At 65.5% G+C, this 1,288-nt stretch carries 3 protein-coding genes; all 3 read left to right on the top strand.

The window, feature by feature from the left end; translation table 11 throughout:
* Positions 1-246, top strand: a 246-nt coding sequence (locus HW554_RS20180) for a hypothetical protein (protein ID WP_218134812.1), incomplete at its 5' end; no start/stop codon positions are given.
* Positions 247-568: 322 nt separating this feature from the next.
* On the top strand, positions 569-1,009 hold the full coding sequence (locus HW554_RS20175) for a hypothetical protein (RefSeq protein WP_176910327.1): 441 nt from the start codon (positions 569-571) through the stop codon (positions 1,007-1,009).
* Positions 990-1,288: hypothetical protein (locus HW554_RS20170; protein WP_218134810.1), on the top strand; the 299-nt coding region annotated here is incomplete at its 3' end. The genes HW554_RS20175 and HW554_RS20170, both read left to right, overlap by 20 nt.

Below are 1,288 nucleotides of genomic sequence, written 5' to 3'. Positions count from 1 at the left end.
ATTTCGCCCGATGTTGCGGGTATGATTCTCGAATGTACCGGACCCGCTCCTGACTTAACGCCGCTCGGCTCACTTCGCAGTCGCCTGGTAGGCCGGGCCGTAAAGGTGCTTATCTGGCAAGCCTTCAACGTGGCAGGCGGCTCGTGCGGACCGGCCTGGGAAACGCGCGAGCAGTGCGCCGTAGACTTGCTGCCCCAGCCCGATCAGCAGGCCGCCCGGCAGGCGCTGGCCAGCCGCAAGGTTTAAACCAATCGGCCCGGCTGAAAACGGCCGGGCCTTTTTTGTTGCCTCTCCCTTCTAAAATGCCTGTATCCAACCCAACCCGGTAAACCCACCGAACTCACCAAGGCCACCAGTGACGCCGCTCAGCCCGCTAATCGCAGTAGTTGCCCAATAGTTACCCCGCACCCATTTCATGTCAGCGCCCCCTTCCTCCCCCTCGACCTCTGCGCTGCCGACCTGGTGGGTGGCGCTGCTGGCTCTGCTCATTTCGCTGGCCATTTTCGACTACATCGATTACCGCTAAGGCCCCGCCCCATGCACGCCGCGCCGCCGGCTGCCGACGCTTATGCTGCTACAAACCGCCGAACTCACCAAGGCCACCGCCGACGCCGCCCAAAACGTGGGCAGCCATGCCGGCACCGATCCGTTTACGGCCGTGCTCTGGCTGCTGGTGCTGGTTTTTGGCGGCGTGGCCGGCCTGTTGATTTATAAGCTGATCTGGAAAGACCGGCCCGCCACGGCCGCCGACCTGGAAACGGTGCGCGCCGCTTCGGCCACCTTCACGACGGCGCAGGTCATGATGCTGCAGGCGGATTTGGCCCGCATTGTCAGCGCCATTGACCGGCTCACCAAGGCGGCCGATACGCTCACCACGGTATCGGAGCGGCAGGAAAGCCACGGCCGCGACCTAAGCCGCCACGAAGAGGCGTTTCGGGCGCTGCATCAGGACCTGAAAGAAATCCGCTCTGACCTTAAAGACCTCTACCGTGCCACACCAACCGCCTAGCTCCGCCCCGACCCGTCTGCCGGACCCCGACTACCGCCGCACCCTGCGCGGCTTGCCGGCCCAGCTCGACCAGATGGAAGCGCGCCTGCAAATCGTGCACCTGAACCTGCCGGCCGGCCCGGTTGACGCGCCCACCGGCCCGGCGTGGGCTGCGATGCCGGGCCTGAACGGGCTGGAGGCGCGCGCCATTCCCGGGGCCTTCGTGCTCGACACCCGGGGCGAGGCGGGCATTGGCTGCGACGAAGTGGCCGTGCCCGAGGCGGTAGACCTCTACATCAA

The sequence above is a fragment of the Hymenobacter lapidiphilus genome (genome assembly GCF_013377885.1).
GTDB classification, from domain to species: Bacteria; Bacteroidota; Bacteroidia; order Cytophagales; family Hymenobacteraceae; genus Hymenobacter; species Hymenobacter lapidiphilus.
The sequence above is the reverse complement of the archived record's forward strand: the minus strand, read 5'-3'. Positions and strand labels throughout refer to the sequence as shown.

What these genes read in the sequence shown, in the direction of transcription:
- HW554_RS20175 (WP_176910327.1), top strand. Translation starts at nt 569, where the DNA reads ATGCTGCTACAAACCGCCGAACTCACCAAGGCCACCGCCGACGCCGCC.